Annotated in this window: 17 protein-coding genes and 1 riboswitch; of the genes, 6 read left to right on the plus strand and 11 right to left on the minus strand. The window is 46.2% G+C overall.

Features of this window, described 5'->3' with window-relative positions:
* The 3 genes from GSQ66_RS11585 (at position 1) to GSQ66_RS11595 (ending at position 2477) form a co-directional block, all read left to right on the plus strand.
* A complete protein-coding gene (locus GSQ66_RS11585) occupies positions 1-1389 on the plus strand; it encodes a sodium:proton antiporter (RefSeq protein WP_162427620.1) in 1389 nt (462 codons plus the stop codon).
* Positions 1390-1531: 142 nt separating this feature from the next.
* Complete coding sequence (locus GSQ66_RS11590) at positions 1532-1807, plus strand: hypothetical protein (protein ID WP_162427621.1); 276 nt, start codon at positions 1532-1534, stop codon at positions 1805-1807.
* Positions 1800-2477 carry an ATP-binding cassette domain-containing protein gene (locus GSQ66_RS11595; protein WP_162427622.1) on the plus strand — a complete coding sequence of 226 codons (678 nt, stop codon included), beginning with the start codon at positions 1800-1802 and terminating at the stop codon, positions 2475-2477. Before GSQ66_RS11590 ends, GSQ66_RS11595 begins: the two co-directional genes overlap by 8 nt.
* Positions 2478-2488: 11 nt before the next feature.
* Here GSQ66_RS11595 and aroC read toward each other — a convergent pair whose 3' ends face one another.
* Positions 2489-3568: a chorismate synthase gene (gene aroC / locus GSQ66_RS11600; protein WP_162427623.1), complete on the minus strand. Its 1080-nt coding sequence runs from the start codon at positions 3566-3568 to the stop codon at positions 2489-2491.
* A complete protein-coding gene (locus GSQ66_RS11605) occupies positions 3565-5016 on the minus strand; it encodes a BatD family protein (protein ID WP_162427624.1) in 1452 nt (483 codons plus the stop codon). Before GSQ66_RS11605 ends, aroC begins: the two co-directional genes overlap by 4 nt.
* 166 nt (positions 5017-5182) lie before the next feature.
* Here GSQ66_RS11605 and GSQ66_RS11610 point away from each other — a divergent pair, with 166 nt between their 5' ends.
* On the plus strand, positions 5183-5374 hold the full coding sequence (locus GSQ66_RS11610) for a hypothetical protein (protein ID WP_162427625.1): 192 nt from the start codon (positions 5183-5185) through the stop codon (positions 5372-5374).
* Here GSQ66_RS11610 and queG read toward each other — a convergent pair.
* Positions 5343-6323 (minus strand): tRNA epoxyqueuosine(34) reductase QueG, encoded by a 981-nt coding sequence (queG, locus tag GSQ66_RS11615; RefSeq protein WP_162427626.1) that lies wholly within the window; start codon positions 6321-6323, stop codon positions 5343-5345. The genes GSQ66_RS11610 and queG overlap by 32 nt on opposite strands.
* Before the next feature lie 544 nt (positions 6324-6867).
* Positions 6868-7914, minus strand: a complete 1047-nt coding sequence (gene ruvB / locus GSQ66_RS11620; protein ID WP_162427627.1) for a Holliday junction branch migration DNA helicase RuvB — start codon at positions 7912-7914, stop codon at positions 6868-6870.
* A gap of 212 nt (positions 7915-8126) precedes the next feature.
* On the opposite strand from ruvB, the gene GSQ66_RS11625 reads away from it, so the two are divergent.
* Positions 8127-8627: a phospholipase D-like domain-containing protein gene (locus GSQ66_RS11625; protein WP_162427628.1), complete on the plus strand. Its 501-nt coding sequence runs from the start codon at positions 8127-8129 to the stop codon at positions 8625-8627.
* A 125-nt stretch (positions 8628-8752) separates the two neighbouring features.
* Here GSQ66_RS11625 and GSQ66_RS11630 read toward each other — a convergent pair whose 3' ends face one another.
* The 3 genes from GSQ66_RS11630 to GSQ66_RS11640 form a co-directional block, all read right to left on the minus strand.
* The gene (locus tag GSQ66_RS11630) at positions 8753-9139 is read right to left on the minus strand and encodes an endonuclease domain-containing protein (protein WP_162427629.1); all 387 of its coding nucleotides are present in this window, start codon (positions 9137-9139) and stop codon (positions 8753-8755) included.
* Between the two features lie 234 nt (positions 9140-9373).
* The gene (locus tag GSQ66_RS11635) at positions 9374-10552 is read right to left on the minus strand and encodes an acyl-CoA dehydrogenase family protein (RefSeq protein WP_162427630.1); all 1179 of its coding nucleotides are present in this window, start codon (positions 10550-10552) and stop codon (positions 9374-9376) included.
* A 461-nt stretch (positions 10553-11013) separates the two neighbouring features.
* Positions 11014-13479 carry a TonB-dependent receptor gene (locus GSQ66_RS11640; protein ID WP_162427631.1) on the minus strand — a complete coding sequence of 822 codons (2466 nt, stop codon included), beginning with the start codon at positions 13477-13479 and terminating at the stop codon, positions 11014-11016.
* A gap of 60 nt (positions 13480-13539) precedes the next feature.
* A riboswitch (TPP riboswitch) is annotated at positions 13540-13636 on the minus strand.
* 225 nt (positions 13637-13861) lie between these two features.
* Between GSQ66_RS11640 and GSQ66_RS11645 the strand changes: the two genes are divergently transcribed.
* The gene (locus tag GSQ66_RS11645) at positions 13862-14110 is read left to right on the plus strand and encodes a hypothetical protein (protein ID WP_162427632.1); all 249 of its coding nucleotides are present in this window, start codon (positions 13862-13864) and stop codon (positions 14108-14110) included.
* Positions 14111-14172: 62 nt separating this feature from the next.
* On the opposite strand, the gene GSQ66_RS11650 is transcribed toward GSQ66_RS11645, so the two are convergent.
* The 4 genes from GSQ66_RS11650 to GSQ66_RS11665 form a co-directional block, all read right to left on the minus strand.
* Positions 14173-15048 (minus strand): aldose 1-epimerase family protein, encoded by an 876-nt coding sequence (locus GSQ66_RS11650; RefSeq protein WP_162427633.1) that lies wholly within the window; start codon positions 15046-15048, stop codon positions 14173-14175.
* 10 nt (positions 15049-15058) lie between these two features.
* A complete protein-coding gene (locus GSQ66_RS11655; protein ID WP_162427634.1) occupies positions 15059-15583 on the minus strand; it encodes an AAA family ATPase in 525 nt (174 codons plus the stop codon).
* Between the two features lie 110 nt (positions 15584-15693).
* Positions 15694-19713, minus strand: coding sequence for a T9SS type A sorting domain-containing protein (locus GSQ66_RS11660; RefSeq protein WP_162427635.1), 4020 nt, complete (start codon positions 19711-19713; stop codon positions 15694-15696).
* 758 nt (positions 19714-20471) lie between these two features.
* Positions 20472-22973 (minus strand): T9SS type A sorting domain-containing protein, encoded by a 2502-nt coding sequence (locus tag GSQ66_RS11665; protein WP_162427636.1) that lies wholly within the window; start codon positions 22971-22973, stop codon positions 20472-20474.
* Positions 22974-23565 lie beyond the last annotated feature (592 nt).

Genomic DNA, 23565 nt, shown 5'->3' on the forward strand with positions numbered 1-23565 from the left:
ATGCTAACTAATTTCATTCTACTGGCCCAGAACCAAATTTCTCCGCCGGGCTTCCTTATCATTCCTTTTCTTTTATTGATCGGCATGATCGCTGCCGGGCCAATTTTCTTTAGCCACTTCTGGGAAAACAACTATAAAAAAGTGGCCGTGGTACTTGCCCTTATAGTTTTAGGGTATTACCTCTTTGCCCTGCAGGACGTGCACATGCCGATACATACTTTTTTTGAGTATGCCTCTTTTGCAGTGCTGCTTAGCTCCTTATACATCTCTGCAGGCGGTATTTATATAAATGTTAATGCGCGGGCCACACCAGCCATGAACGTAGCCCTGGTAGCCATAGGGGCCGTATTAGCAAACATTGTAGGTACAACAGGTGCGTCGCTTTTGCTTATCCGCCCGTTCATCCGCCTGAACATACACCGTATTAAAGCATACCAGATCGTATTCTTTATTTTTATAGTTAGCAATGCGGGCGGTCTGCTTACCCCCCTTGGCGACCCGCCGTTATTTATCGGTTTCCTGAAAGGCGTTCCTTTCTTCTGGACATTACAGCACTTGTTTACACCCTGGCTTATTGCAATTGCCTTGCTTTGCCTTGTTTTTTACTTTGTAGACAGAAGAAATAAAATAACAGACTTTACCCCTAGTCCGGAAGTAGTATCGAAACTGGATGAACGTACTGAATTCTATGTAAGTGGTAAGCGCAACCTGTTCTGGCTGGCAATTATTATCGGGGCTATTTTCCTGGACCCTAACGTGATTGAAAGCTTACCGCATATTTATTATGATGGCAACAAGTTCTCTTTCCTCCGTGAAATTATTCAGCTTTCTGCTGCTTTCTTTTGCTACCGTAATGCAAGCAAAACAGCCATGGCAGGTAATCAGTTCTCCTTCCATCCTATTCTGGAAGTCGTGTTCCTGTTCTTCGGTATTTTCTTTACGATGATGCCTGCCTTACAGCTTTCGGCTGAAATTGCCTCTGCACCGCAGTATGCAAAATATATTACACCTAACTTCCTGTATTGGGCAACCGGCTCACTTTCCAGCTTCCTGGATAACGCGCCTACGTATGCCAACTTCCTGTCACTTGGAATGGCCAAGTATGATATGGCACAAAACAGCGTGGTGGAAGTTCGCCAGTTTGCCACCGGTACCGGAGCAGACCCTATTACGCTAACCTTACTGGAAGCCATTTCGCTGGCATCGGTGCTGTTTGGTGCTTTTACCTATATTGGTAACGGGCCTAACTTTATGGTAAAAGCCATTGCTGAAAGTGCTGGTATTAAAATGCCATCTTTCTTCGGTTATGTGTTCCGTTATTCTATCCCGTTCCTGTTGCCAATCCTGATCATTATCTGGTACCTGGTTGTAGAACTGAAATTGTTCTAAACTATATTGAACTATAAAAAGCGCCGTTCCTTTAAACAGGGAACGGCGCTTTTGTTTATAACCAAATCTGACTATATTCATAGAAATAATCAATTACCAGGTGCACCGCTTCAAACCTTTTCTTATCTACTATAAAGCCCTGATGAGCTTTAGTCTGCCATTTTCGCTGCTGGCAGGTATAGTTAGCATGGGTTTCAGCGCTGATAAACTTATCGGGTTTATCAACTCCTTTAGTTTGAGCATTCTTACCGGTAGCTTTTTGCTGGCCCTGTTCTTTTACGAGCAGCGCTATCAGAACCAGTACTACTTTTACCACAATTTAGGCATCAGCAAAACTGGGCTTATAGCTGGCTCTTATTTATGTAATGTGGCAATTGCAGTTCTACTGTTCATCCTGAAGCTATACCTGTATGCCTGAGAACAAACTGGAAGTTGACAGCATTCTTTTCAATTATGGGCACAGGCAACTTCTTACCAATATTTATCTAAGCTGCAAAACCGGCGAAATTGCAGGATTGCTGGGCAGGAATGGATGTGGCAAAACAACTCTTCTCAAGATCATTTTTGGTACGCTACCCACGCTTAACAAACACATCCGCATTAATGGCAACGTTTATAATGAGCCTTACAAAAGCGATAACCTACTTGCTTACCTTCCGCAAAACGACTTTTTGCCTCACAACATAAAGCTGCACAGGCTCATAGATCTCTATCATAAAGAGCCGGATAAGAGAGAAACTATAAAACAGGACGAGCGAATACAGAAACATCTTACAAAATATGCCGGAGAACTCTCGAAAGGTGAACTGCGCTACTTTGAACTGATGCTCCTATTGCAGAAAGATGTAAAGTTTATGCTGCTGGATGAGCCATTCTCCGGAATAGCGCCACTATATGTTGAGTATATAGAAGAGTTACTTAGGGCGCACCTTGGAACAAAAGGCTTCCTCATTACGGACCACGATTACCAGTCGGTGTTGCGGGTCAGTGATAGAATCATACTTCTTGCTGATGGGTATGCGAGGCCAATAAATTGCATGGAGGAACTATACCAATACGGTTATATTCCGGCTAATGCGCTGAAGTAAACTATAAGAACCTATAGTTTGCTCATACGGCTGCGAAGCAGAAAATCAGCGAGTACCAGCGCAGCCATGGCATCAACTATAGGTACAGCACGTGGCAGTACGCAAGGGTCGTGACGGCCTTTGCCTTGCAGGGTTATCGCTTCGCCGGCATCATTTATAGTTTGCTGGGGCTGCAGTATAGTTGCGACAGGCTTAAAGGCTACATTAAAGTAAATATCCTGCCCGTTGCTGATGCCGCCCTGTATGCCTCCGGAGTGATTGGTTCTGGTTTTTACGGCGCCTTGTTCATCAGTATAGAACTGGTCGTTGTGCTCGGAGCCGTGCAGCTTTACGCCTTCAAAACCACTGCCGTACTCAAAACCTTTTACTGCATTTATACTTAGCATGGCTTTGCCCAACTCGGCATGCAATTTGTCGAAAACAGGCTCTCCTAAACCGGCAGGCACACCTTGTATAACGCAGCTTACTACACCGCCAATCGTATCTAAACTGTCGCGGGCTTCTTCAATTACGCCGATCATACGTGCTGCAATGGCACCATCCGGGCAACGCACTTTATTCGAATCTGTCTTACTGAAATCGAGTTTAGAATAATGCTTGCGCAATTTTACACTCCCCACCTGCGATACATAACCGTTTATAGTTATGCCATGCTGCTTCAGTAACTTGGCTGCTACGGCACCAGCAGCCACGCGCGCCACAGTTTCGCGGGCCGAGCTACGGCCACCTCCCCGGTAATCGCGGGCGCCGTATTTGGCTGTGTAGGTATAATCGGCGTGCGACGGGCGGAATGCGTGTTCTATGTGGCTGTAATCGTGGCTGTGCTGGTCTTTGTTGTTTACGACAAGCGCTATAGGTGTTCCGGTAGTTTTCCCCTCAAATATCCCTGAAAGTATCGTTACCTTATCTTCTTCGCTGCGTGGGGTAGTTATATCCGACTGGCCGGGGCGACGGCGGTCTAAGGCTAGTTGTATCTCATCAGTACTTATTTCAAGGCCTGCGGGGCAACCATCTATCACAACGCCAATTGCCGGCCCATGCGACTCGCCAAAGGTTGTTATCCTGAAAAGGGTACCGTATGTATTGCTCATAGCTTTCTGCGTTTAATAAAGATGAAGCCCGAAACCACTAACAGCACCACCAGAATTATGTTTGTATAGCGCCTGATCTCATCGAACTGGTGGAGGCTGACGAAGGTGTTGTCTTCGTTTTCGATAATTTTGTAAAAAGAGCCCAGATCACGGGATAATACCAGGGCATCGGTATCGCGGGTGCCGGTTACCTGTAAAGTTAAGGTTGGCCGGAGCGTATCGTAACGGGCTGTTACCGGATCGAAGTAGATCCAGTGCATCACCTCTCCTAACCTATAGTTACCCGGCTCGCGCGGCAATACGGTATAGGTGAAGCTTTTAGAACCTATTACACGACCGGCACGACGGGTTACATCCTGGCGTACATCGGGCGGGTAAAAATCCAGGCCGGGCTGCGTTTCGGGCACCGGAGGCATAATAGCTGCCAGGTTGCCCTCCCCTTCTACCCTAAACAGATACGAGATACTTTTATTGACCTGTGCATCTTCCCGGGACAGCTTTTCGGTTAAGCTATAGTTACCAACCGGCACAGCGTCGCGCAACGGGTGAGGCGGCAGTTGTTTTACTTTGATTTCGCGTGGGCGTGCAAAGTAGGTTTTGTAGCCCTCCTGGCGTTGGTCATTCAGCAGGTTCGGGTTCTTTGCAACTTTGTACTTCAGCATTTTAAGCGAGAGTTGCGGAAACCGGATCGGTTGCAGGTTTATCGGGTAAAGCACTGATTCGTATAGTTTAAACCGCAGGTAGGGCTTGCCTTCCACCAGCACATTCTCCGGTGTTATCTCAGTAAACTCAAACGACTCTTCCCACACATTGGGCTGTTGCAGCTGCTTCAGTATAGCGCTTATCTGGTTTGTGAAATCATGAAAATCCAGCAGCTGCTGGTCTTCGGCTGCCAGGTAAAAGTATAGGGCCACTGTAAATCCTTCGCCTACATATACCTCATCTTTGTTGGTATACAGCGTCAGGAAGGCGTTATCGTCTTTTTCGATGTACTCGGGCTGCACATCTATAGTTGATTCCGGCTCTTTGTCGGCAGCGATCAGGTCAGGAATGTTGGTACCCGGCGTTGTAGTTGCCGTCATTGGCCTTACAACTATAGTGGTGCCCTGCGATTGCACGGTTTGCCCGTTCACTTTCATACTGAAAGGCTTTAGCACAAATTCGCCTTCGGCCAGCGGGGCATAGTTCTGGTAAACGGTCAGTATTTTGGTAGTGGTGCCACCGGTAATGATAGTTTCGGTGGATGAATACTTGGTGCTCTTCTTAAAACCCTCTATTTCCGGAAACGGGCTGTACTCTTTCAGGGCCTGGTCGTGGAGCTGAATGCCAATGGTATAGTACTGGTTTATGGGCAGCGGGCTTTTACCTAAGGCAATACTGATCTGCTGCGCCAGCAGCGTGCCGTGCAATAATAGCAGAATGAATAAAGTTAGGTAGATAAAGCGCATCGGAACAAATTTAGCAATTTCTTAACGCAGAACTCTGCAACAAACCGCCAAATTACCTGTTCCCTTTTAAAAGCTGCATTTTAACCAACTTTACCTGCTTTTGGCAGCACCTTTACAGCAGGAATGCGTAACTGAAAAAAGAACCTGATTCTATTACTTTACTGACATGTTGGAATATGTAAAAACCATTTTGCTGAAGGTTAGCTTTGACAAAATGCTGTTTGAGAAGGAGCTCAGAAAAGCCTTTAAATTTCTGGTTGCAGACGAGTTGCTGCAATTAAAACAATGGTGCTACGACCAGTTTTCAAATAAATACCTGTTTATTATTAACCGCGTATTTGCGAAGCTCCAGCCATAGGATCGGGGCAGTTTTCTTCACTTTGCTGCACAAACGTTATGTTGCGCAACAGACCGTTGTAGCCTGTCCGTTTTACTGCCGATTTTTTAAATAACTGCGAGAAGACTTCGTGTGTCAGCTCCTGCCAATCACTGGTTTTCAGGCTTTGCAGATCGGGGTGGGGCGCAAAAGCAGGCTCGTTGTGCGGTTTACTGAAACGATTCCAGGGACATACATCCTGGCATATATCGCAACCAAATATCCAGTTACCAAACTTTCCGTTCATTTCCTGGGGCAGCTGGTCTTTAAGCTCTATCGTATAATATGAAATACATTTGCTGCCATCCACCACATAAGGCGCAACTATAGCATCGGTCGGGCAGGCATCCAGGCATTTGGTACAACTTCCACAATAATCTTTTATCGGGCCATCATAGTCCAGTTCCAGGTCTATGATAAGCTCTGCCACAAAATGAAAACTGCCGGCTTGCGGTGTTATCAGCAGTGTATGCTTCCCTACCCAACCCAATCCGCTTTTCGAGGCCCAGGCTTTATCCAGTACCGGCGCAGAATCCACGAAGCAACGACCGCCCACTTCACCAATCGTTTCATTTATGTAATCCAGCAGCGTCTTCAGCTTGTCTTTGATCACAAAGTGATAATCGGTGCCGTAAGCGTATTTCGATATCTTATAAGTATCCTCGTCGGGTTGTTGGTTTTCTTTGGCAGGATAATAATTAAGCAGCAACGACACAACAGATTTTGCGCCATCAACTAAAAGACGCGGGTCCAGACGCTTATCGAAATGGTTCTCCATGTAGTGCATCTGGCCATGCATATTCTGCTTCAGCCAGTTCTCCAGCCGCGGCGCTTCCTCCTCCAGGAAATCAGCTTTCGAGATGCCACAATACATAAAGCCCAGTTCCTGCGCCTTCTGTTTGATAAGATATGTGTGCTGTGCTTTGTTCAAGTTATAGATTAGCCGACTTATAGTTGAGCGGCTATAGTTCTAAAAGAACAAAGTTAGGGAGAAAAAAATCCTACCAGTGATTAAAAGGGATTAAAGTGATTTAATATGATTACGGAACAGACCTTTCCACATTTATCAGACCAGTGAGCTTTTTACTAACTATAGCCTAGTAAGTAACTATACTTACTGCTAAGTCTGATGAACCTGTCATTTCGACGCAAGGAGAAATCTGAAATTAAGTTTAGCAAAACACACCCCCGCCCTTAAGAGGGAAATTTTCCTAAAGTTTAAAACAAACGCTGTTTCGGACATCCGTGTCCGAAAGCACTCTGCCAGGGACTTCCTAATCCCTGTAGATTAGCTCTACATTTATGCGGACATGGTGTCCGTAGCAGATAAAGTTTCGGACACGGATGTCCGAAACAGCACAAGTTAGGAAATCATTTAAATCAAATTAACGCCCCATTAATCCCGGTTCAGGCAAACAAAAAAGAGCAGACCCAAATGGCCTGCTCTTTTCTTTTATACTATAAACTATAGTTAGTTACTCTGCCTGATCAAACAAGCCGCCTGAAGCCTGAGCATGTTGCGGCGGAATTTTACCTAAGTGCTTGTAAGCAGCTTCGGTAGCTTCGCGACCGCGGGCGGTACGCTTAATGTAACCCTCCTGGATCAGGAACGGCTCGTACACTTCTTCAATCGTTTCGGCCTCTTCGCCGCAGGCGGTAGCTATAGTTGAGATACCAACCGGACCACCTTTATACTTATCGATGATGCAGGAAAGGATGCGTTTGTCCATATCATCCAGACCATTGTGGTCTACATCCAGCGCGTGAAGTGCAAACTTAGCGATTTCCACATCTATAGTACCGTCGCCTTTTACCTGGGCAAAGTCACGGGTACGGCGTAGGAGGTTGTTAGCAATACGTGGCGTACCACGGCTACGGCGGGCAATCTCGAAAGCAGCATCGGCATGTATTGGCGCACCAAGTAATGCAGATGAACGCTTAACTATCGAAGTTAGCAACTCGGCATCGTAATACTCCAAACGGCTATTGATACTGAAACGGGCACGCAGTGGCGCAGTCAGCAAACCGGAACGTGTTGTAGCACCGATCAGCGTGAACGGGTTTAAGCTAATTTGTACGGAACGCGCGTTCGGACCGGAATCAAGCATGATATCGATCTTGTAGTCTTCCATGGCCGAGTACAGGTACTCTTCCACAATCGGGTTCAGACGGTGAATCTCATCGATAAAAAGTACATCGTTCGGGTCGAGGTTGGTAAGCAGACCCGCTAAATCGCTTGGCTTGTCCAGTACCGGCCCCGATGTCATTTTTATACCTGCATCCAGTTCCGAAGCAATAATGTGCGAAAGCGTGGTTTTACCAAGTCCCGGAGGTCCGTGCAGCAACACGTGGTCCAGGGCTTCGCCACGACGGCGGGCTGCCTGAACAAATATTTTCAGGTTCTCGACCACCTTTGCCTGCCCTGTAAAATCGGCAAAACTAAGCGGACGAAGCGCCTTATCTATATCGCGTTCGGCTGGCGTTAAGTGTTCTTTTTCGCCAGTGAGATAATCTTCTCTCATTCTTCTATTCTCTACTAAAAAAATCAGCTTTTGCTATACCTGAAGATAACAGTTCGGGCGCAGCTTTCGCTCCATTTATAGTTACGAATTTACGTAATTTTGCTAATTATTTTATAGTATTTACCCATAATTCTAATATAATTAGCAACAACACAGATTCTTATCAAAAATGAAGCTGTAAACGTACCTTTCAGCAGCCTAATTTATAGTTCATGCAGCAAAAAATTACCAGTCATGCCTTCTTCAGCCCCGGCGAAGATTGCCTCGAAGCCATCATAACAGCTATTGAGGAGGCGGAAAAGACCATGAAGATATGTGTGTTTACGATAAGCGACGACCGTATTTCGGAAGCTATAGTTAGGGCACACCAGCGTGGTGTACACATCAGGATTATTACAGATAATAACAAACTGCACGATGCCGGCTCAGATATAAGAGAACTGGCAGCCAAAGGCCTGGATGTGCGGATAGATAAAACGCGCAGCCACATGCACCATAAATTTGCCATTTTCGATGAAACGCGTGTGCTTACCGGCAGCTATAACTGGACACGCAGCGCCGCCATGTACAACCACGAGAACATATTGGTAACCGATAACCTGAGTATTGTGCAGGACTATAGCCGTGAGTTCGACAGGCTCTGGGAAGGTATGATGAAGTACAACCCAGGCGGTAAAAGCAGGCAGGATTTCCGGGAAGATGAGGAGTATTAGTTTGACTTCTATAGTTCGAATAATTTTGGCGCGAGCGTCTTCGCCAGCGACGATCTATAGTTGAATCTCTGCCTATACATTATCCGTGGAGTAATATCGGGGAACAATTCCCCTCCTCGGAGGGGCTAGGGGTGGGTTTTACTTTTTCGATTTGCCAATACCCATGTTTCAATAGTTCGAAGCACATTACTTAACTCTCGCTTTACTTCAGAGTCGTCAAATCTAAGAAACCTAACACCAAGTTTTTCTAAGGCAACCTGCCGCTTCATATCTTCATCAAAACTATAGTCGTGGCTGTCGCCATCTATCTCTATTGCAAGCAGTAAATCTTTGCAGTAGAAATCAACTATAAAACTATCAATAGGTTTTTGTCGGTCAAAATCATAGCCAAGCAGTTTCCGGTTTTTCAATTCATTCCAAAGCAAAACCTCGGATAATGTGCTGTTTTGCCGTAGTTGTTTTGCTAGTTCTTTCAGATAAGGTTTATATGGTATGATCTGTTGTTTCATCATTACACGATTTACCCACCCCTAACCCCTCCGAGGAGGGGAATGTTCCCTACACGTCTGAAACGGAGACTCCAATATAGTTCGACACGAGCGAAGACTCTCGCGCCATGAGTTGAAATCCTGTCAATCCTAAAATCCTGTGAATCCTGATTCAGACAAATAAAAAAGGCAGCTACTTTCGCAGCTGCCTTCTATTTCAGAGCCTTACCCTGTTTTTAGGGAAGGGCTGGGAGGGGCTTATTTAAACGCCTGGATACCAGTTATGTCAGCACCGGTTATCAGTAAGTGAATGTCGTGTGTTCCTTCGTAAGTAATTACTGATTCGAGGTTCATCATGTGGCGCATGATCGGGTACTCACCCGTAATGCCCATGCCGCCGTGTATCTGGCGTGCTTCGCGGGCAATGTGCAGGGCCATGTCCACGCTGTTGCGCTTTGCCATCGAAATCTGCTGCGTTGTGGCTTTGCCTTCGTTCATCAGGGTTCCTAAACGCCACACCATTAGCTGGGCTTTCGTAATCTCGGTCAGCATCTCGGCCAGCTTCTTCTGTGTTAACTGGAAACCGCCAATTGGCTTATCGAACTGAACACGCTCTTTGCTATATTTCAGCGCAGACTCATAACAATCAATAGCAGCACCAAGGGCTCCCCACGAAATACCATAACGGGCAGAATCAAGGCAACCAAGTGGGCCTTTCAAACCATCAATGTTAGGCAGCAGGTTCTCTTTCGGCACTTTCACGTTATCAAACACCAGTTCGCCGGTGCAGCTGGCGCGCAGGCTCCATTTGTTGTGGATTTCAGGTGTTGTAAAGCCTTCCATGCCACGCTCCACTATAAGCCCTTTAATACGGCCTTCTTCGTTCTTAGCCCAAACTACAGCTACCTGGCACTCCGGTGAGTTGGATATCCACATTTTAGAACCGTTGAGCAGATAATGATCGCCCATGTCTTTGATGTTTGTTACCATGCCGCCCGGGTTGGAGCCAAAATCAGGCTCCGTTAAACCGAAACAGCCCAGCCACTCGCCACTCGCCAGCTTTGGCAGGTATTTTTTGCGCTGCTCCTCCGAGCCATATTTATAGATCGGGTACATCACCAGCGAGCCCTGTACCGAAGCCGTAGAGCGCATGCCAGAATCGCCACGCTCGATCTCCTGCATAATAATGCCATAGCTGATATAATCGAGGCCGCCACCACCATACTCAGTTGGTATAGTTGGACCAAATGCTCCTACATCTCCAAACTTTTTCACGATCTCCGATGGGAAATGCGCATCCTGTGCCCACTTTTCGATGTTCGGTGAGATCTCGCGCTTCACAAAGTCGCGCATGGTCTGGCGGATGAGTAAATGCTCTTCTGTGAGTAAATCGTCGATGTTATAGTAGTCAGGCGCACCTGCTGGTTCGTAAGCCATAGTTCTGTTTTAAAGGTTTTTGAGAAGGGTAATACGCAAAGTTAAAATTTTAACTATAATCCAAACTAGGATTTTCAGGATTAATGGATTTTGGGATTGTAGAGACGCAATACCTTGCGTCTCAGCTATGGAACTATAGGTCTGAACCGGGATTAATGGGGATTGAATGGATTAGCAGGATCAGGCTGAGTAGGGTAACCTGAACCTGCTTAACGCAAGCTTGCGCCAATATTTGAACACTGGTGTACTGTGAGAACGAATATCCAGACACGCCTGGCTATAGTTGCAAAAGAAAGTAAATACCAGTTTATGCCTGCAGTTTTATAGCGGAGACGCAAAATATTGCATCTCTACAACCAGCTAATCCTAGAAATCCCGGCTCAGACAAAATCCCTTTAATCACTAACAAAAAAGCCCCACCAGTTACGGCAGGGCTCTTTAGATAACCTATAAACTATAGTTTAAAACTTCATGCCAACAGAGAACAGGAAATTACGGGTTGCCTGCGGGTAGTAATAGTTATAGTCGTAGCGTGTCTGGTCGCCGGTGTATAGTTCGGTCCAGGTGTAGCCATTGGCTTCATACTTTTTGTTGAGGAGGTTATTTACCAGCAAGGCAAATTCCAGTTCCTTCATAAAGCCTGGTTTTAGAGTATAGCGCAGGCGCAGGTCGGTTACCTGGTAAGCATCCAGTTTACGGTCGTTGCTGCTGGTGTTATCCAGGTACTGTTTGCCAACTGTTTTGTAAAGTATCGCGGCTTTAAATCCTTTTACGGGCTGCACTTCCAGTTTATGCGCTGAAACTATAGCCGGCGAAAAAGCAATGTCCGTTGATTTATGCTTGATCAGCGTTATCGCTTCTACATTATAGTCGGCATCATAAGTGTACAGGTGTTCTGTAAAGTTTCGGATCCTGTTTTGGCTCAGGGCTACGGTGCTGCTTACTTCAACTATAGCGTTCAGGTTAAGCGCTCCGGCGAGTTCCACACCAGTGCGGTAGCTGTCTTTAATGTTGGTGCGTAGCGGGGAGCCTACATCGTTCAGCGCTCCGGTTGGCACCAACTGGTTGTTATAGTCCATGTAGTAATAGCTGGCATCGAAACTATAGTTGGCATCAGTACCAAATAAACCGGTCGTGTTGCCCCGCAGTTTATAGCCGGTTTCCAGGTTGTATAGCGTTTCGTGGGTAGGACCTGCAATATCTGCGAGTGGATTTATAGGCGTGTCAGTAAAATCGGTGCGGGCCGGCTCGCGGTTGCCAATGGCGTAAGATGCATAAACGCTCTGGTTTTCCGTGATCGCATAGGTAACGCCCGCCTTCGGATTCAGGAAGCTAAAGTCAGCCTGCTGCGTTACATTGCGGTTATCATCATCCACACCATCTATTTTATAGTTTATAGTTCTGGACTGCAGATCGCCGAACAAGCCGAGCTTTTCGGTTAGCTGGTAAGTAACTTTAGCAAAGATGTTGAAATCGGTTTTAATGGCGTTGTTGAAGTAATACCGGTGCCCGATCTCGCTGCCGGAGGCATAGCGCGCCCAGATAACTTCGCCGTAATGGTCGCCGTCGTATTTGTTCCAGGCACCGCCAAGTGTGGCATTCAGTCTACTGTCTTCGGTGCTATAGTTCAGGGCATAGGTAGCGCCATAAAAATAGTTATCGAGCCACTTCTGGCGGATCAGGTCGGTGCGGGTTATCGTTTCATCGCCTATCGTTACCGGGCTTAAACTATAGTTTGCTAGCTTTTGGTTCTCTTTGTACTGCTCGTAATAGCCACGGCCGCGGGTTAAATGCAGCGCTCCGCTCAGGTTCAGGCGTGGTGTCAGGTCCTGGGCAACGTGCAGCTGGTAGTGATCCTGCTGGTAGTTGTCGGTTTCGTTTTCGTAAAAGCGCTCGTTGCCGTTTTCGTCGGTGTAGCTACCAATGCCATTGTAAGTGCGGTCTGTTTCCAGTTTATCTTCGGGCACACCATCCCAGGCCTGGTAGGTTTTCTCTTTGCCCGAGAAGGCCACAAACTTCAGCATGCTTTTATCGCCGTAATAGCCACCCGAAAAGTAGAACGACTTCAGATCTGAAAATGCACGGTCAATATAGCCATCCGACTTAATGCGCGACAAACGGCCGTCAAAAGCAAACTTGCCATTTATCAATCCTGTACCAAAGCGCACGTTGTTTTTCCAGGTATCGAAAGAACCGTAACTATGGCTGGTTTCGGCGTATGGCTCGGGCTGGGTTTGCTGGGTTTGAATGTTTATGCTGGCACCAAAAGCACCGGCTCCGTTTGTGGATGTACCCACACCGCGCTGCACCTGTATATCTTCTACCGACGAGGCAAAATCGGGCATGTTCACAAAAAAGGTACCGTGGCTTTCAGAGTCGTTGATTGGGATGCCGTTTACAGTCACGTTTATGCGCGTAATATCAGAACCACGAATCCGGATTCCGGTATAACCCACTCCTGCGCCTGCATCAGAGTTAACTACTACAGCCGGGGTCTGCTCCAGCAGGTAAGGCATGTCCTGCCCGAAATTGCGCTCTTCTATGGCTTCGCGTGTAACGTTGGTGTAAGTGGTTCCGGTCTTTTCGTCGGCTCGAGTAGCCTGCACTATAACTTCGCCGGCCTGAAACGACTTAGCCCGTAAAGCCAGTGTTACAAATTCATTCTGTTGCAGGTTTATAGTTGCTTTTTTTTGCTCAAAACCAAGGAAAGTTACTTTTAAACTATAGTTGCCGGAAGGCAAATTATTGAAATTGAAAGCACCATCCGGGCCGGTGGTAGTGCCGGCAGCGGTATTTTCGAGAACCACGCTGGCACCCGGCAGGGCATTACCGGTGGCAACATCAGTTACACGCCCGCTCAGGTTAAACTGCGCAAGCAATTGCAGTGGCAATAAACACACCGCCAGTGCAAACAGGAAATTTTTCATGAAATGGTTAAAAATAACTAGTGACACATACAGTTATGCCAGGGGTTAGCATGCTGCTTTTTGTGTTTCCCTTTTGTTTCCCTACGACGGCATTACCCGTACAGGTTCAATGGGTATGATCTCAGCCCGTTATTATAAGGCACCCCTACTGCCAGCAAAAGTACGCCCTTTTTACTGATTTAAAAAACCGGTACTACTTTATAAGAATATACTTATATAATAAAATTCAGATAAATAGGAATTTTTTTAGCTAATAGACAAACCCTAACACATAAAGTACGTTTTAAAAGAAACAGGCACATTTTCCTGCTTCTGACCCTAACTACAGCCAAATCAAGAAGATATGCCAGCTGAACAGAAAAAAATTTAAGTCGAAAACGTGATGATGATCAGCTTACTGTATACTTTAGCTTTGCTTACTATACTGGCTTACTACGCCTTTTCGCCTCGTACAAAGTTTAATCACCCGCCCTCATCAGACAGTGATGACGACGGAGGAGAACCGTTAGGCGACGGCCTGCCAGATCTGGATCTTCCACCCGGAATATCGCTGCCGGTAAATGATTTTGAACCAAGATATGATTTCAGAACTATAAAATTACCTAAGCTTCCGGAACCGTCTTTGCATTAAGAAGAAAAACAAAAAGCCCTGCCAATTTATAGTTGGCAGGGCTTTTTTGTTTATAGTTTACTTTACAAAATCGTGATGGTGAAGGTACGCTCAAACGCCTGCTTAGGCCCTACTTCCTGTATTCCTTCCTTATCCTGCAATTCGCCGCTCTCTCCTACCCGGCCGGCAATACCGCACCATGGCTCTATGCAAAGGTATTGCGATGGTCCCGGCTTCGCCCAAACACCCAGGTAAGGAAAACCCTGAAACTCTATTTCTACAGACCGAGGGTTGGTGCTGCTGGAAAGGGCTACTTTTTCAGAGTTCAGGTTTTTGAACACCAGCGCATCTTTCTCAAAGAACTCATGGTTTAAGTGAAGTACGCGCTCCTGCTCCAACACACGTTCAGTATCGCCGTTTTGCAGGCCCTGTTCGTTTAACAGGTAACGGCTCAGGGTCTCTTCCTGCTCAAACTCCAGGTAATAATCGGTATAGTTCTCGTTCGGGTAAAACGGCACATTAAAGGCCGGGTGCCCGCCTACCGAGAAATACATGGCATGATCATCATCGCAGCGCACCAGGTACGTTACCGATAGTTTGTTCCATTCCAGTATATAGGCAACCAGCAACGTAAATTTAAACGGATACTGCGCCAGGGTTTCGTCGTCGTGGGTAAGCTCAAATACCAGCTTATCGTGGTGCTCATCAACCAGTTTAAACTCTTTGTGGCGTGCAAAGCCATGGCGTAGCATGGGGTAGGTGTTGCCCTGAAACGTATACATGGCATCCGGCAATTCGCCAACTATAGGAAACAGGTTCGGCGCATGGCTTGCCCACACATTCGGGTCGGCCTGCCAGATAAATTCGAGTTGCTCATCTAACTTTATAAAGTGCTGCAGTTCGGCGCCCAGGCTCTCTACACCCACTTTATAGTTTTCGTTTTGTAAGAAATATAGCATGTAAGTCTTTTTATAGTTTGTGCTGCTTCAAAAGCGCATCTATGTGCTGGGTTGCATTCCGGAAACGCTCCTGCTGCAGCCCGCCAATCTCGGCAAAAGGTACCTGCAAAGTTGCCAGCTCACGTTTATACCAATCGTAGAAGTACTGCCGCAGGTGCGGATGCTCGCGCTGCGGATCAGGCTCCCACGGCAAATCAACGCCCATCAGCAGGTAAAGGTTATAGTCCTGTTGCTGTAATTGATCAACTATAAAATCGGGGCACCGGCCAAAGGCGTGTTCGCTCCAGATCTTCAGTACCAGCAGGTCGGTATCGGATATAAGTATGGTGGCGGCTATAGTCTGTAGTTGCTCTTCCAGCTGCAGCTGCCCACGGGCTATCGCTTCTATGTCATCTATAGTATACTCCCGGTTAAGGTTTGCGATATACGTACGCGCATATTCCGGCACCCAGACAGTCTGGTAGTGGCTGGCAAGCTGCTCCGATAAAGTAGATTTTCCCGTAGACTCCGGCCCTGTAATTGCGATCTTCAGCATACGGCAAAGTACGCTAAAAAAACGCACCCGCTATAGTTTGATATCCAACTATAAAAAACTGCCCTGCAGCCAGAAGCGACAGGGCAGTTTAAGGTATTAATTAAGCTAAGCTATTTTCTGTTGATCAGTTTAACCGACTTTTTAATTCCGGTCTTACCTATGATGTTGGCAATGTACATACCATTTGGCAGGTCACTTGCATCAACCGCTACCCTCACCAGTTCACCTGCTTTTGCCTTACCAGCTGTCAGCTCACGTATCATTCTGCCTTTTGCATCGAACAGCTGAATAACGTAGTCCTGAGACTCGGTAGCTGTAAACTCAATGGTAGTCCGGTCAGAGAACGGCATCGGGAAAGCAGTGGCCTGGATCTCGTTGACTGGCTCAACAGTAGCACAAGGTGCATCTCCTTCTTTCTCAACACAGAATTTGATGTCATCTATAGCGCCTGACCCGGCCAGCATATGGTGCTCGTTAAAACCATCCATTATCACGCGCATGTACATTACTCCCTTCGTGTTGCCCAGATCTATCACCTGCTGACTCATGTTGCCCAGGCTCTTTATCTGCACCTTATACAGTTCGTTGCCCTTATCATCATAGAGGTAAACCCAGGAGTTATCTTCGTACACATCAAAGTCAAGTGCTCTCAAAGAGGTCATGGTTACCGGCCCGATCTCTGAGAAATCAAGCGTCATTTCACCACCCCAGGGGTTGTCGTTCGGCTCCGGATTCAGGTCCTGGTTTATGATCAGCACATGTCCCCAATCTGGTGTCCAGAGGTCAAGGTCATCTCCTGTCGGGTTCGCGGTATCAAATATGGAAGCATGGTTCTCCTTAGCATAGGTGCCATCAACGTTGCGTCTATAGTTGAAAATATTAACAACGCCTGCACCTGTTTTTGTGGATGTCACAAACCCTGTCTCGTTCTCCTCGAAATCAATTGTGTAGCAGACAACTTCCGGCTGTGGCACCACTGGCTGTGGATTTACAGTTACAGTAACGCTGGCAGTGCAGCCATTCTCAAGATTCGTAACCGTTAAGGTATACTCGCCGGCCATACTTACCGTAGGATTCTGAGCAGTGGAAGTATAACCACCCGGACCAGTCCAACTATAGGTAGCTCCCGCTGTAGTGGATGCCCCCATTAGTTGCACTGTACCGGTTTCGCAGCTAAGCGTACCGCCTTTCGCACTGATGTTTGGAGCCTGGTTGTTACGGTGTACAACCACCTCATCCATAGCTGCGCAACCGGAATAAATATTAACTACCCTTAGTGTGTAAGTACCTGGCTCTGTAACAGTCACTATTCTTTGACTTCCTACAATATCACCTTCCTCATCAATCCACATGTAACCAAGAGGCCCGTCATTTTCATCTTTGTAAGCTTCTAACACGACAGAGTTTACAGTACAGGTAAGCCACTTATCCGGTCCTGCATTAGCAATTGGCTCTCTTGTGGCATCGCTTATAGTTATACTTGCGCTACTGCTGCAGCCCGTTTCAGGATTAGTAGCTGTAATAGTATATAAACCCGGTGTAGTTACGGTTATAGTTTGAGTTGTTGCAGTAAAGCCGTTTGGCCCCGTCCATAGTACATCCATACCTGCAGGAGTTACATAAGACTTCAGTAACACACTCTTTTGAGAACAAGAGATCATGGTTTTACCTTCCGGTGCTATTTGAACTTCAGGCACCTTATTATCTCCGGTCACTTCAACTGCATCACTCGTTGAACAACCTCCTCTTCTATCCCTGACAGTTAAGGTATAAGTACCGGCTTTGTCAACTATAGGAGTTAAGGTATGGCCGCCTGAAACAATGTTGCCACCATTACTCGCTACCCATGTATATTCGCTGAGGGCTGCAACATGTGTTGATGCCCCTTCTAACATGACAGTTGTTTGAGCACATGTTAATACCTTATCTGGTCCTGCGTTTGCATCCGGATACACAGGTCCGGTTACTCCTATTGACGCTGATGCCGAGCAGCCGTTTTGGGTATTGGTAGCTGTCAGAACATACGTCCCTGCCACACTCACCTGTATGCTCTGTGCCGATGATGTAAAACCATTCGGGCCTGTCCAGCTTAATGTAACATAGTCCGGATTTAGCTCCCCATCAACTCTTGCAGCAGCAGTTAAGGTCATGGTCGGAGCATTACAGGTGAGAAGGGTAGTCGTCTGACCGTTAGTGCCTATTGAAACTGTTGGTAACTCATCGTTAACTGTTACCTCTACGGCATCGGAAGCAGTACAACCTGTAGCTGTATTTGTTACGGTAAGTGTATAAGTACCCTGTGCACTAACTATTGGGGTGGCTTCAGCAGAAGTAAAGCCATCAGGTCCTGACCATAGGTAAGTAACACCTTCAGTTGTAGAGGAACCGTCGAGCGTTACAGATTTGGTTGTGCAGGTGAGTTGTTTATCGGTGCCAGCATTTGCATCAGGCAGCGGTTTAACTATAACATCTATAGTTCCGGTTGTGTTGGTACAGTTACCTGTGCCGGTAGCTACAATATAGTACCCGGTGCCGGCTGTTATACCTGTCCATACCAGTGCGTTAGCATCTCCTGTTTTTGCGGCCTGCACAGTGGCCCCGTCTGAACTATAAAGCTGATAGTTTACACCGGTTTCAGAATCTGCCAGCGTTACAGTACCCAGCGTTGTTGCCCCGGCACAATAACCGGTTGCTGTTAGCCCAAATACTGCTGGCGTAGGATTTACAGTTAATGTAATCTGGGTACCGCTGCTTTCGCAACCTGTTCCGCTGTTACGCACATACATGGTACCTGTATAAGTAGCTGCAGCCAGGTTGCCTGGTATAGCAATCGTAAACGGACTTGCAGGTAAAGCTGTGTAGGCAACATCTCCTAATCCGGCCGTATTAGCCGCTGCGTTCCAGTCGATGCTGTATTGGTCTGGTGCGCCTGCAACACTGGCATAGCTTACAGAGGCAGAAGTAGTTCCCTGGCAAACCGCACCAATGGCCGGTGTATTCATCTCAGGGTTGATACAAGCGAAGTTACCAAAATCTTTGCCTGTATGAAACGGCGCAGCTGCAGTAACAACTATAGCATAGTAATCAGGGTTAACAGGCTCTGTTTGTGTATAAGTAGCTTGTTGCACCTCGCGCACAATGTACGGGTCGTTATCGGTGTCGCTGTTGTCGGCATCCGGAATGACAGAGAAACTATAGGTTCCGTCGGCAGCAGTAAGCTCCCATGGCTCACCTTCTTCCCAGGTTCCGTTATTATTCAGGTCGAGGTAAATTTTCCAACCTGCTAACGTAGGTTCGCCGGTATCCTGATTGCCGTTTTTATTCAGGTCGCTGTATTTTAAACCACTTATAGTTCCTCGTATAATGGCAGAAGGCGCTAACTGTATAGATAAAGCACCGCCTCCAAAAACAGCATCATTAACGGTGGTCTGTAACGAGCCACCTGTCCAGGCAGAGGCACCATCTGTTTCGCCCATTCCCTGGTCCGGCACTTGCCCTGGCTCCGCAATATATAACCCAAAGTAGATCTCAGCTATACCCGTTGTGGTAGTTGCACCGGTATAAGTCCATGTTATAGTTACAGTATGGTCTTTGGTGGCGGCACCAGCAGGCACTGCACCCGATACCGAAACTATATCCGCATCAACCGTATAGAAAACACCTTCCATACCGGTGCCTGTAAACGTTGCATCTGCTACCGGCGTCAGTCCGGAGGCGCCAGGCAACAGTCCCGGAGACCGGCTGGTATTATACGTGGTCATATGTGCAAAACCGCCGGCATTCGTGTTACTCTGAAAGTAATTCATGTTTACTTTCATTGTATAGGTCTGGCCATTAACCAAAGGTGTAGCATTAGATGCTTCTACTACATATACATGCGGTATCACTTCTCCTTCAAAATAGTCAGACTTCTGTGGACTCAGGATATCCCCATTCCACTCGTTATCTACATCAGCCCAGTGCTGGTAGTTTTTGGCTACGTTACCGGTTGGTTCGGCAGCATTAGGTTTGCCTGCTTCAGCGTGTATAACAAAAGGCACAGCCATCATACAGAGTATGAGCCACAACTTTTGCCAGTGATAGTTCAAAGCATGCCTCTCCGGACACGAATAATTGTCGAATTTCTTCATCTGTAAATGTTTTTCATAGTTTATTTAAACAGTTATTTTTTTGCTCCTGGGCTCAGGAACAAGGATAATCCAGCAAAACAGACCAGCCTTCGGTAGCCGTTATGATGCCTGTTTTAATCTTCAGAAGATGTGCTTTAACTATGGAGGCTGGTGCCCCTGCGTAACAAAAGAGTACATGTACCTCTGCCAGAAGTAAAGTTTTGTCATGTTTAGCTGATTTGATTAAGAATTTTATTTCTGGGAGCTACTATAGGAAAGAAATAGCCCGACAATACCCATGATGCATCAGGAAATGATGTATGAATGGAAAGGAAGAATAGAACTTAAGAAGTTGACCCTTGAATAGATTATTACCATGCTGTTACAGTTTAACAAATGCGTAATTACCCGCAGCCATGAAACTGCGGTGCCTATCAGGGTACAGGTATAGTGTGTAGAGGAACAGCTATAAATAGAACGGCCTTCGTGCTAAAGCCGAACTATAAAGTAGCGTACGCAAAACGTGGTGCTATATCTTTATTTTTTTGCACTATATTAAATAAAACTATGGCATTATATAGTATAAGTATATATATAATAAGTTAAACGACTTAAAAACTTAGCGAGAAGATACAGCCTGATGGCTATGTGCATTTGCGTGGGTTGAGAACTATAGTTAATTGTATTTACAAGTTAAAATGGCTGCTATAAAACAAGGCAGGGTGCCCGGAATTGCTCCAGGCACCCTGTCTCTGTAGATTCAGCTTTTTTTTAAGGTCTTACCTTCTCTTCAATAATTTAACCGTCTTTGTACCGGATGCACTTTCTATGCGAGTCAGGTACATGCCTTCTGCTAACTCTCTTCCATCTACTTCAATAGACTTAGTTTCACCAGCTTTAGTAGTTCCTGATTTTAGCTCCCGAACCAACTTGCCCTTCATATCATACAAGTTAATTACATACTTCCCGCTTTTCTCTAATGTAAACTCTATAGTTGTTTTATCATAGAAAGGTATCGGGTAAGCCGTTACCTGATCGTCGGTTGGTTTCGCTTCTGTGCCTTTCAGTGACTGAACAGAGGATTGAGTTTGAATAGTAGCCGATGCTGTTTGAGTACAACTGGCAGTTGTATAGTTATTACAGGTAGTAGCACTTGAAATACACCCGGTCACATTATCTTTAACAGTAATGCTAAACCCAGATCCGGCAGCTAAGTTACCAAACACAGGGCTAGCCTGATAAGCGCCTCCGTTATTGCTATATGCATAGCGGTTTGGCTCTGCAGTCGTGTTCAACGGACAGGTTACTGTGACAGTAGCAGTAGTAGGTCCACACAAACTGGCATCTACTATAGTTACAGTAGGTGCAGACGGAGGGTTGGGAATGGCGTTTATGGTTTCAGTAGCAGCTGGCGATACGCAAAGGCTGGCGTTTTGAGCAGTTATGGAGTGCGATCCGGCAGAAAGGCCTGTATAACCTCCTGCTGGATAGTCAGCATATGGTCCTCCATCCAAACTAAACTTTAAGCCCGAAGTGCTGGAAGTAATAGTAATTTTGGCCGCAACAGCACATGTAGGCTGCGTAACCGAAAGCTCTGGCGTAAGCGGTGTAGGAGGCTGGGAATTTACTACCTTAGTTACACCATCAGATATACAAACCCCACTCTTCGACCTAATGATGTAGCTACCAGGAGTAAGCATACCGAACACCCCGGTAGTGTTAGTGAAATCCGCAGGGTTAGTGCTGTTAATACTGAAAGTGAGCCCTTCGATAGAGGAAGTTACTCTGATAGTTCCAGTGGCTACTGTACAGGTTGGCTGGTCAACTTCAGCAGTTGGGGCAGCGGGAGTAGGAGGCTGGGAATCTAACGTACCGGTTGAAGGAGAAGAGATACAGCCAGTACTGTTTTTTACCCTTACACTATAAGTACTTCCTGCCGCCAGATTAGAGAACGTTGTGCCGGTTTGCCATGTGCCGCCGTTCAGGCTATATTCCAAGCCTGTTCCTACCGGGGCCGTTACGGTCACACTTCCTGTAGGAGTGGTACAGGTAGGTTGCGTTGGTGATAGGGTTGGCGCTGCAGGATTGGCATTGATAACAACTGTAGCAGGAGTAGTTTTTTCGCAGCCATTTGTTATATAAGTGTAGGTAACTGTATAGGTACCGGGGGTACTGGTAGCTAAGTTTATTTCTCCTGTTGTAGCATTAATGCTTAATCCTGAGGTGCTGCTATATGTACCGCCAGTTACACCCGTTTGCGTAACAGAGGCAGTCCCTAAAGGGCAGTAAGGGCCTCCATAAGCAATTGTAGCAGAACCAAAGTTTATCGTCACAGGTATAGGCTGCACCATATCTTTGAGCGCCGCTGTTTGCGAGTCAGAAGCCTTTGTTTTTATAAAGATGGTTCTGATACTAAGCCCGGCACAGGGGTCAGCTAATTCCCTCAGGACTCCTGTCACATTCACGGCTGCTTCTACAAAAGCATACTGCGCGTAACTGGTACTTCCAAACCCCAAGAAAGGCACATCCACCGCTCCTGTTCTGTTTGTTTCGGCAAATACGAGGGCACTCAGGTCTCTTGTCGGCAACACATAATCATAAACGCCAGGAGAAACTTCCTGCCAGCGATAGATTCTTACAATTGGTTTAGATCCTCCGTTACTGTACTCCATCGAAACAACAAGGTCACCCACTGTTCTTCCACCTTCAGTTCCTGAAGTTGTAAAGCCATTGCCGGTTCCATTTCGCGTTACAGGTTTCTGTAATAGCTCAAAATCAATGTAGCTGGTGCCACTTGTAGATAACCTGTCTCCGCCAATAATAATCCAGTCGTTATTGGAGGCATCTCTTGTAACCAGGTACATGGCATTGTTGATATCATTTTTGTTAGGCGCCTTGCTCACTGACCAGGCCCAGGTACCTGGGTTAGCGTTAAACTTACTACCTTCAGTGAAAATTATATCAGCCCTGTCATTGTATGGGTCTCTTACTAGCTGGGCATTCAAGTCTCCATTAACAGTCCCGTCATTATTAAATACAAATCCTCCTGTGCCTCCTGGTCCTGCAACCCAGTCTCCAACGTTAAGATTGGTAAGGTTGGCTCTCAGGTTACCGTCAATATCAAAACCTCCCGTTGGAGGTGATACTGGCGCTATTTGAGCTATAGCTGAACTGTTAACAATAAATAGAACCAATACTACCATAGCAAACCGCCATAGTAACTGAAGCTTTTTTAAAGGAACACTATCCGTGTCGGGTAAATAATTGTTAATGTTTTTCATGAGTAATAAACTTTCATAGTGCGTAATTAAATGATGATCAATATGCCTCTCTGGTTTACCAGAGCCATGAGTAACGGCAGGTTTCTATAATCCGGGAAGTATCTAGTAGGCTGCTCTAATAGAAGCGGATCCGGCTGGATCAGGGAGGAATCTTTAAAATTTTGGCAAAAGAGTAACTATTACCCTCTTGGTAGAGGTAGAGTAGTTTCATAAAGAACTATAAGTTAAAGTTAGGTTAAGACATTTAATGGGCTTCTTTAAAGCAGATATATCAGCTCTTTTGTTAAGTTAGACTGTATAAAATGCCGGTTCACAGCATCAGCTATAACAAGAGCATGTAGAGGGGGTTGCTGCTATTATCAGAGTCTTGCAAAAGTATAGGTACCAGGTAGGGGTAGCACCGCGAAAAAATATAAGCAATACTAATTTGCACTCACTACAACTATAACGCATCTTATAATATATTGCATTATACAAACAGTAATTTAACGTAAACAGGCATTTTTCAAGGGGGTAGAAACCCTAAAACCGAGCAAACGAAAATAGAAAATGTACAATAAACCTAAGTATCACTTTTATCCTGACTATAAAA

Origin of the sequence: Pontibacter pudoricolor (assembly GCF_010092985.1) — a bacterium.
Lineage (GTDB): Bacteria > Bacteroidota > Bacteroidia > Cytophagales > Hymenobacteraceae > Pontibacter > Pontibacter pudoricolor.

What these genes read in the sequence shown, in the direction of transcription:
- GSQ66_RS11605 (WP_162427624.1), bottom strand. Translation starts at nt 5,016, where the DNA reads ATGCGCTTTATCTACCTAACTTTATTCATTCTGCTATTATTGCACGGC.
- aroC (WP_162427623.1), bottom strand. Translation starts at nt 3,568, where the DNA reads ATGAGCAATACATACGGTACCCTTTTCAGGATAACAACCTTTGGCGAG.
- GSQ66_RS11630 (WP_162427629.1), bottom strand. Translation starts at nt 9,139, where the DNA reads ATGATGAAACAACAGATCATACCATATAAACCTTATCTGAAAGAACTA.
- GSQ66_RS11650 (WP_162427633.1), bottom strand. Translation starts at nt 15,048, where the DNA reads ATGCTATATTTCTTACAAAACGAAAACTATAAAGTGGGTGTAGAGAGC.
- ruvB (WP_162427627.1), bottom strand. Translation starts at nt 7,914, where the DNA reads ATGAGAGAAGATTATCTCACTGGCGAAAAAGAACACTTAACGCCAGCC.
- GSQ66_RS11610 (WP_162427625.1), top strand. Translation starts at nt 5,183, where the DNA reads ATGTTGGAATATGTAAAAACCATTTTGCTGAAGGTTAGCTTTGACAAA.
- GSQ66_RS11645 (WP_162427632.1), top strand. Translation starts at nt 13,862, where the DNA reads ATGATGATCAGCTTACTGTATACTTTAGCTTTGCTTACTATACTGGCT.
- GSQ66_RS11595 (WP_162427622.1), top strand. Translation starts at nt 1,800, where the DNA reads ATGCCTGAGAACAAACTGGAAGTTGACAGCATTCTTTTCAATTATGGG.
- GSQ66_RS11640 (WP_162427631.1), bottom strand. Translation starts at nt 13,479, where the DNA reads ATGAAAAATTTCCTGTTTGCACTGGCGGTGTGTTTATTGCCACTGCAA.
- GSQ66_RS11585 (WP_162427620.1), top strand. Translation starts at nt 1, where the DNA reads ATGCTAACTAATTTCATTCTACTGGCCCAGAACCAAATTTCTCCGCCG.
- GSQ66_RS11590 (WP_162427621.1), top strand. Translation starts at nt 1,532, where the DNA reads ATGAGCTTTAGTCTGCCATTTTCGCTGCTGGCAGGTATAGTTAGCATG.
- GSQ66_RS11660 (WP_162427635.1), bottom strand. Translation starts at nt 19,713, where the DNA reads ATGAAGAAATTCGACAATTATTCGTGTCCGGAGAGGCATGCTTTGAAC.
- GSQ66_RS11655 (WP_162427634.1), bottom strand. Translation starts at nt 15,583, where the DNA reads ATGCTGAAGATCGCAATTACAGGGCCGGAGTCTACGGGAAAATCTACT.
- GSQ66_RS11625 (WP_162427628.1), top strand. Translation starts at nt 8,127, where the DNA reads ATGCAGCAAAAAATTACCAGTCATGCCTTCTTCAGCCCCGGCGAAGAT.
- GSQ66_RS11635 (WP_162427630.1), bottom strand. Translation starts at nt 10,552, where the DNA reads ATGGCTTACGAACCAGCAGGTGCGCCTGACTACTATAACATCGACGAT.
- GSQ66_RS11665 (WP_162427636.1), bottom strand. Translation starts at nt 22,973, where the DNA reads ATGAAAAACATTAACAATTATTTACCCGACACGGATAGTGTTCCTTTA.